This is a genomic window from Acidithiobacillus sp. (assembly GCF_049965315.1).
Lineage (GTDB): Bacteria > Pseudomonadota > Gammaproteobacteria > Acidithiobacillales > Acidithiobacillaceae > Acidithiobacillus_B.
This window is the reverse complement of sequence record NZ_JBMFWL010000049.1, coordinates 1-7,770: the sequence shown is the minus strand read 5'-3', so window position 1 is coordinate 7,770 and position 7,770 is coordinate 1. Positions and strand designations below refer to the sequence as shown.

Annotated in this window: 7 protein-coding genes and 1 riboswitch; of the genes, 2 read left to right on the top strand and 5 right to left on the bottom strand. The window is 62.7% G+C overall.

All coding sequences use genetic code 11. The features are described from left to right. Positions 1-13 precede the first annotated feature (13 nt). Positions 14-223: a helix-turn-helix transcriptional regulator gene (locus tag ACP5MM_RS09455; RefSeq protein WP_427934501.1), complete on the bottom strand. Its 210-nt coding sequence runs from the start codon at positions 221-223 to the stop codon at positions 14-16. Positions 224-993: 770 nt separating this feature from the next. On the opposite strand from ACP5MM_RS09455, the gene ACP5MM_RS09450 reads away from it, so the two are divergent. After that, on the top strand, positions 994-2,439 hold the full coding sequence (locus tag ACP5MM_RS09450; protein WP_427934500.1) for an HDOD domain-containing protein: 1,446 nt from the start codon (positions 994-996) through the stop codon (positions 2,437-2,439). Between the two features lie 69 nt (positions 2,440-2,508). Here the strand turns inward: ACP5MM_RS09450 and ACP5MM_RS09445 are convergent, their stop codons facing one another. The 4 genes from ACP5MM_RS09445 to ACP5MM_RS09430 form a co-directional block, all read right to left on the bottom strand. Beyond that, positions 2,509-3,369, bottom strand: coding sequence for a prenyltransferase/squalene oxidase repeat-containing protein (locus ACP5MM_RS09445; protein ID WP_427933343.1), 861 nt, complete (start codon positions 3,367-3,369; stop codon positions 2,509-2,511). 5 nt (positions 3,370-3,374) lie between these two features. Further along, positions 3,375-4,646 carry a class I SAM-dependent methyltransferase gene (locus tag ACP5MM_RS09440; protein WP_427933341.1) on the bottom strand — a complete coding sequence of 424 codons (1,272 nt, stop codon included), beginning with the start codon at positions 4,644-4,646 and terminating at the stop codon, positions 3,375-3,377. Between the two features lie 67 nt (positions 4,647-4,713). Continuing rightward, entirely contained in the window at positions 4,714-5,037 is a 324-nt protein-coding gene (locus ACP5MM_RS09435) for a DUF190 domain-containing protein (RefSeq protein ID WP_427933339.1), read from the bottom strand. 2 nt (positions 5,038-5,039) lie between these two features. Continuing rightward, entirely contained in the window at positions 5,040-5,417 is a 378-nt protein-coding gene (locus ACP5MM_RS09430) for a fluoride efflux transporter FluC (RefSeq protein WP_427933337.1), read from the bottom strand. 198 nt (positions 5,418-5,615) lie between these two features. Continuing rightward, a riboswitch (Fluoride riboswitch) is annotated at positions 5,616-5,679 on the bottom strand. Between the two features lie 194 nt (positions 5,680-5,873). Here ACP5MM_RS09430 and pgi point away from each other — a divergent pair. Next, positions 5,874-7,499 carry a glucose-6-phosphate isomerase gene (pgi, locus tag ACP5MM_RS09425; RefSeq protein WP_427933335.1) on the top strand — a complete coding sequence of 542 codons (1,626 nt, stop codon included), beginning with the start codon at positions 5,874-5,876 and terminating at the stop codon, positions 7,497-7,499. Positions 7,500-7,770 lie beyond the last annotated feature (271 nt).

The window sequence follows — 7,770 nt, the reverse complement described above, 5'->3', positions numbered from 1 at the left end:
GGGAGAGGTCCTTTTAGGACAAGGCCCAGGACTCCTGGGCGGAGAATAGCCTCTGTTGCCATGCGGTGACGGCTTTTTGGCTCCAGTATACATGCTTCCCGATGCGCACGGGCGGCGGAAAGTCGCCGGCCTTGACCATGTTTTCCAAGGTGCGGGGTGAGATGGTCAGCTGATCGCACAGGTCGGCTTTGGTCAGCAGGCGTGGGAGGGTTTCGTCGTTCATGAGGTTTTCTCGGTGCTGTCTAAGGAGCACTGTATAGCAACCGCTCGCGCAATGGCCGTGTATCTCGAGCCCGGCGTTTCGGAGGGATGATCGGTGCGGAGTGCCCGCCCATTGGAGACGATCGTGATCTGCCGTAAACTGGCAAACCGGTGGCGGGGTTTTTCTGACACTTTTCTGTCAAAACCTGCGCAAACCGGTTGCGTTCGGCTGCGTTCGGCTGCGCTTGACTGCGGTCGAGTTCTTTGGAAAACAAAGAGTTGCATATAGCTGCGCGGGTACGAATAGGGTCGTATCTCGCTGAAAATCCTCGTGTCGGCGGTTCGATTCCGTCCCTGGGCACCATATAAAACAAAGAGTTAAGCAGATAACCCATAGCCCCTATTGATTTTTGCCTAAAATATGCCCAAATCAACTTTGGGCATAGGCCGTATTGGGGGCAGGCATGGCATCGATTCGGCCATGAAAAGACCGGGACGGCATCGTCATCGGGTATCAGGTTCAGATCCAGCGGCACGGCTTCTCGCCTCGAACCAAAACATTCAGCACCAAGACCGAGGCCCAGGAATGGGCGACCATCAGCGAAAGCGAAATGCTGCGCGGTACCTGGCGCAACCTGGCTGAAGCTGAGAACACTACTCTGGCCCCAAAAGTCATAACAAGACACGAATCACCTTATCTGGCGTTCCCCTTCCAAACAGAGACGGGCGCGCAAAAAACCGGCAAAATGATCGACAGAGCGGGGTCCGTCCCGGGAACTGCAGGATCAGCCCATGCCAGCCCAGAAGTGGAATAAAAATGCCCTACAGCAAGCCCTGTGGAGCCGCATAGAGGAGCACGGCGATTTTCCGGCCCTGGCCGAGTCGGTGCGCTATATCGTCAGCGTAATGGAGGACGATCAGGCGCCCATCGAAAAACTCGAAGCGGCGGTGGTGTCGGATGTGCCCTTGGCCCATCAGGTCATCCGCCGGGTGAACTCGGTCAGTTATGCGGCGTATGGGAGAAAGATCACGTCCATTGCCCGCGCCATCATGATCCTCGGCTGCCAGACCATCGGCTACCTCGCCCTGGATATCAAGCTGGTGGAGAGTTTTGCCCAGACCTCCGGAATGAGTGCGGCCCTCACCCGGGAGCTGCTCAGGGCGGAACTGGCCAGTACGATTGCCCGCGCCATCGCCCTGGGCAGCAAGACCAAGGAGGGCGAGAAGGCGGCGCTTTGCGCCTTGTTGCAGCACACCGGACGATTGCTGGTTGCCTGTTATTTCCCGGAGGAATGGGCCCTGTTGGAAAAGGTGCCGGAGGCCGGCATGGAAAGCGAATGCCTGGGGGTTTTGGGGGTATCCCTGGAAAACCTGGGCCTCGATGCGGCCCGCCGCTGGGGTTTTCCAGAGCAGTTGCTGGAGGGTATGCGCATTCAGGCACCCCGGCCGCTGCCGGAAAAGATCTCCTCCGGGCAACGGGTTGGCGCCATTACCGCCTTTTCCTCCCGGATCTCCGCCGCCTTGCTTGCGCAGGCGCCCGCCAATGAAAGCAAGGCCCTCATTGCTCAATATGCCGGTCCCCTGGGGCTTGCCCCGGAGGCGATGGAAGCCCTGGTGGCCGAGAGCTTCGCGCGGATGGTGAACAGCAAATATTCCAGCCGTGCGCTGGAAACGATGCTGGAGGCGCCGGGCAGGGCGGAGGCTGCAGCGCAAGCGCGGGTTGCGGAATGCGGGCAAAAGGGCATCGAGCGAATGACGGCGCTCCCTCCCGGCGCAAGCATCACGGAGGTCTTCCAGGTTGCCCTGCAGGCCCTTACGGACGGTCTCGAAGTCACTGCGGCCGCTGCCTTTATCCGGAATACCCAGGTAGGGTGCATTGAGGCCAAGCTGTGCGTTGGTGAACGGCCGCTCTGCGATTTGTCGGGACTGCGCTGTGGCGGCGGGGCTGAGCTGGACGTTTTCCAGTTGTCCATGAGCAAAGCCCTGGGCATGTTCATCCAGGATCTGGACGACGCGAATATTTCCCGAAAGATCCCGGTCTGGCACCGGCAGGCCTACCCCCAGGCGACCGCGTTTTTCCTCTTGCCGGTGCTGGTCCACGGCAAGGCTGCGGCCCTCCTCTATGGCGTATGGAGCGCGGCCGCCCCTGCCCGGGGAATGACCGATGCTTCCATAGCGGCGCTCAATGCCTTTGCCCAGGTGCTTGGGCAACGCATAGAACAGGTCGCTGGGGGGTAGGGGGTGGCGGCCATGGGTCCAAGGTCGCGGCGAAACGCTCCGGGAACTGCTGTTTTTAAGGTCATGTCGTTACGGCGCAAGGGCGTTATCCGCCCAAGGACGGAGGGCCTGCCGGATGGCGATGGCCCGCCAGGTGGACTCCAGGGTGGCGATGGCATCCCCCGTGCGGCCGAATCCCCCTTGCCGGTGCTGGCAGCGGCGGAGGAACTGCCCGATGGCGATGGGGAAACGGGGCCTTTCATTGAGGAGGGCAAAGGTGCGCAGGGCGGCATGGATGGTTTCCATGTTGGTGCTGGCGCTGTCGGGGGCCATGCGTATGCCCAGCACCGGATCCTCGCAATGGTGCAGAAAGGCTTGGTCGGCAGCCGTCATGGTCTTGCCCAGGGCTTGCCGCAGGAGGAGGGCGTGATAGGTGTCGGTAGGGTTGGCCTTGACCCCGTAACCGCCTCCGGCATCGCGGCTCAGGGCGAGGAGCGCCAGGGCGGCGGCCTCCCAGGCGGAAGGGGGGAGCGACCAGTCCGCCGCCAGCCGCACGCAACGGGCGATCGCGCGCAGGCCGCTGGACCAGCGATCAGGGGCCAGCCCGGCACCCGGTAAACGCCGCATCCACTGCTCCAGGGCCGGCCGCGGATCATGGACAGGATCTGCGCCCAGGCGGCGCAGGGCGCTCAGGGAGAAGTAGGCCACGGTGAGGGAGGGAAAATCGCCCGACGTCGATTGCTGTCGCTGCAGGGTATGGATGAGCGGTTCCTGCCGGGGGATCTCCCGACCCAGGCATTGCAGGCTGGCCACCGCATAAAACGTATCCGGTGCGGTGGATTCCTCCGCGCCCCAGGCCCGGTAAAAACAGAATCCGCCATCGGCGTCCTGGCGGCTGAGGATATAGTTTGCGGCGAGATCTTCGGCAAAGGGCGCTTGGCCTGAGGCCATGGGCTTTAGACCTCTCCCCAGTCCACCTCCGCCTCGCGGTAGCTATGGTCCACATATTGGTAGCGGCGCTCCCAGGGGCGTGGCGTGAGGCCGAGCTGTTCCTGCTTGACCACCAGGACCTGATGCAGGGCGGACCAGTTGCGCTGGAAGGCGTGGGCCGATGCCGCCATATAGATCGCCCAGATGCGATAGCGTTTCTCGCCGACCATGGCGATGGCCTCCTCTTTGCGCTCCTCCAGGCGCCGGACCCAGTGGATGAGGGTCTGGGCGTAGTGGGGGCGGAGGTTTTCCACGTCCAGGACCTCCAGGTGCTGGCCGGCCATTTCGTGGACCACCCGCCAGAGGTGGGGGATCTCGCCGTCGGGAAAGACGTATTTGTCGATGAAATCGCCACCCTGATGATGGCCGTTCTGGTCGTCCTGTTGCGGGGCGGTGATGCCGTGGTTCATGGCCCAACCGCCTTCCTTGAGCACCCGGCGGATGACGCCGAAGTAGCCGCCGAGCTTGGCCCGTCCCACATGCTCGAACATGCCCACGGAGCTGACCTTGTCGAAGGCCCCTTCCTCGGGGATGTCGCGGTAGTCCTGGAGGCGGATCTCCACCCGGTCGGCCAGCCCTTCCCGTTCCATGCGTTCCCGGGCATAGGCGAATTGCTCTTCGCTGAGGGTCACGCCCACCCCGTGGATCCCGTAATTCCGCGCCGCCCAGGAGAGCAGCCCGCCCCAGCCGCAGCCGATGTCCAGCAGCCGTTCCCCGGGTTGCAAATGGAGCTTGCGGCAGATGTGGTCCAGTTTCTGTTCCTGGGCCTGATGGATGTCCTCGCTGCCGGTTTTGAAATAGCCGCAGGAATAGACCATGTTGCGATCCAGCCAGAGGCGGTAAAAGTCGTTGGAGACATCGTAATGGTAGCGGATGGCCTCGGCATCCCGGGCCTTGTTGTGGGCCTGGGCCCAGCCCCAGCGGGAAAGAAAGCCTTTGCCCCCGGCGGATTTCCTGCCGGGAAAGGCGTCGCCCACGGCCTCGGCCACGGCGAGGAGGTCCTGATAGCGTCCCTCCATGCCGACATCGCCTTCCACATAGGCCTCTCCCAGCACATCCAGGGCGCTGCCCATGACCATCCGCGACAGGACCTTGGCCGAATGGATGTGCATGGTCACCAGCGGCGTAGGCGAAAAGGCGTATTCATGTCCGTCCCAGAAGACGATGCGCAGCGGAATGGCGGGTCCCTGGAGATGTTTTTTCAGATGATCCAGAAAAGTACTACGCAAATCTTTCACGGATAGCTCCTCCTGCTTGGGTGAAGACTGGGGTCTTTGAAGCGCTTTGCCGTTTTTCCGCAGGTCCCTAGGGGGTGGGGGTAGCGCAATTGGCCTGCCACCAAATCACATGCCCGGCCGGCACCATGCTTTGTATGGTGGGGAGGACTGCCGCGACCTTTGCGGCGTCGTCGAAAAATTCCAGGACCAGGGGCAGATGCACCGTCATGCGCAGGAGGTCGTCGGCATGGACCTCCCCCTTGCTGCCGAAACCGGCTACGCCGCGGAAAACCGTCACCCCACGAACCCGGTGCTGCTCATGGAGGAGATGAAAGATTTCACGCATGAGGTCATGCCCCTGAACCTTGTCCCCTTCCTTGATGTAGATCCGGACCATCGTTACGTTCGTCATCTTCAGGCTCCAATATTGCGGGAGAGATAGGCCCCTAAAAACGCCGCAGCGAGGGACAGCACTACAGAGCATAGTACATATAGACCGCCTTTCCAGGCCTCTCCGTTTTCAAAGAGCACCAGGCTCTCCAGGGAAAAGGTCGAAAAAGTCGTATAGGCCCCCAGCCCCCCCGTGAGGATGCCGGTGCGCAGGGCGGGACTGATGCTGACGCGCTCCAGGGTCTGGAAAAAGAGGAAGCCCATGAGGAAGGAGCCCAACACATTGATGGACAAAGTCGCCCAGGGGAAACCCCGACCAAAAACGCTTTGTACGACCAGGGTCTGTCCATAACGGGCAAAGGCCCCCAGGAGGGCAAAAACGGCAAGATAAAAAAGGGTCATGTCCTTATTCCATAGTGAGTTGAATCCAGAGATGGCAATAGGGCTGGAATGGGCAGCCCGCGGGCGCAAGGGGCCTTTTCTCGCCGCTGGCAGTGAAGCCGGGCAAGGGGGGGCAGCGGAATGGCTGGGCGTGCTTGTAGCAGGACAGGATCGATCATGAGTGGCTCCCACCGAAAAAGCTTGGAACCCCTTGCGAGGCACCCGGTAGGAGTCATCAGCCACGAATGGCGGTTATCAGGCGGACCCCATCGCCTTGTCGGAAAAGCATAAAGGAGCCCCTTGCGAGCGTCAAGGCGGAGAGGATGGGGGATAGGATCGACAGGGCGGACCGGCGTGCCGCCCTGCCCGCAGGATTCCTGGGCGCCCGCCGGCTTGCTGCTTTCTCCCTTGAATCACGCCGCTGCGCAGCCTAATCTGGAGCCATAGCACCATGCGCTGATCGGAGGAGTGTCGCCCATGTCCCCAAGCCTTACCGCGCTGCCTTCCTGGCATGCCTTGGAACAACACCGGCAAGGCATGCACGCCCTGCATCTGCGCGAACTCTTTGCCGCCGATCCAGAGCGCGGCCGCCGTTTCACTGCCGAGGGGGCGGGACTGTATCTCGATTACTCCAAAAACCTCATCACCGAGGAGACCATCGCGCTGCTCATCCGCCTCGCCGAAGAGCGCGGTCTGGCCGAGCGGCGGGCCGCCATGTTTGCCGGCGAAATCATCAACCGCAGCGAGGGCCGCGCCGCCTTTCATTGCGCCCTGCGGGCTCCGGCCGGGACGGTCATGCGCACCGGCGGTGAAAATGTCGTGCCGCAGGTGCAGGAGGTGCTGGGGCGCATGGGCGCCTTTGTGGACAAGGTGCATGACGGCCGCTGGAGCGGGGCGACGGGCCGGCGCCTGCGGCAGGTGGTCAACATCGGCATTGGCGGTTCCTACCTGGGTCCGGAGATGGCCTGGCGCGCTCTGCGCAGCTTCCGTCATGCCGATATGGATGTGCGCTTTGTGGCCAACGTCGACGGTGCCCAATTCTTTGATGTCACGGCGGGCCTGGACCCTGCCGAAACGCTGTTCATCATCTCTTCCAAGACCTTCACCACCCTGGAGACCATGACCAACGCCCGCGCGGCCCGCGCCTGGGTGGTGGCCAAGCTGGGCGAGGCGGCGGTGGCCCGGCATTTTGTGGCGGTATCCACCAACACCGAGGCGGTGCGGGCCTTCGGCATGGACCCCGAGCACATGTTCGGTTTCTGGGACTGGGTGGGGGGCCGCTATTCCATGGATTCGGCCATCGGGCTGTCCACCATGCTGGCGGTGGGACCGCGCCATTTTTCCGAACTGCTGGCCGGTTTCCGCGCCATGGACGAGCATTTCCAGACGGCGCCTTTGGCCCGGAACCTGCCGGTCCTGCTGGGCCTGCTTTCGGTCTGGTACAACAACTTTTTTGGCGCCCAGACCCAGGCCATCCTGCCCTACGCCCATGATCTCGCCCGCCTTCCCGCCTATTTGCAGCAATTGCAGATGGAGAGCAACGGCAAAGGGGTGGATGAAACGGGGCAGGCCGTGGCCGTGGATACCGGCCCCATCCTCTGGGGCGAGCCGGGCACTGACGGGCAGCATTCCTTCTACCAGCTCATCCACCAGGGCACGCGCCTCATTCCCTGTGACCTGATCGGCTTTTGCCAGCCCCTGAGCCCTCTCCACGACCAGCATGACCTGCTCATGGCCAATCTCTTCGCCCAGGCCGAGGCCCTGGCCTTCGGCAAGAGCGCCGCGGACCTGCGCGCCGAGGGCGCCGCCGAGGCGCAGATCCCCTTCCGCGTCTGCCCGGGCAACCGCCCCAGCAACCTGCTCCTGGCCGACGCCCTTACCCCCGCCACCCTGGGTGCCATCATCGCCCTCTACGAACACAGCGTCTTCACCCAAGGCATCATCTGGGGGATCGACTCCTTTGACCAATGGGGGGTGGAGCTGGGCAAGATCCTCGCCCAGCGCGTCGTCGCCGATATCCGGGATGGCGCGCAAGCGCTCCGGCACGACAGTTCCACCAACACCCTGCTGCAGCGCTATCTGCAGCGGCGGGAGGGGCGTTGACCCGGCGTGACATGATTTTCCGGAGGAGCGGCTGGAGGCCCATCATGTGGTCGCGCCTGATGCTGCGCCTACGGTGAGCGTGGCAAATCGGGATTAACCGTCTTGCTGATTCGCGGTTCTCTCGCCGTAACCCGGGCGGGCGCCGAGAGGCACGCGTTGTCCATGATCGCCCGGTTGAAAATGCGGATCCTTAGGAGGCTGCGGAAAAACTCTGCAAAATCTCGCGTGAGTTGCGGATTCGAGCAAAAACCTCCTGAAATTGGGCTCTGCA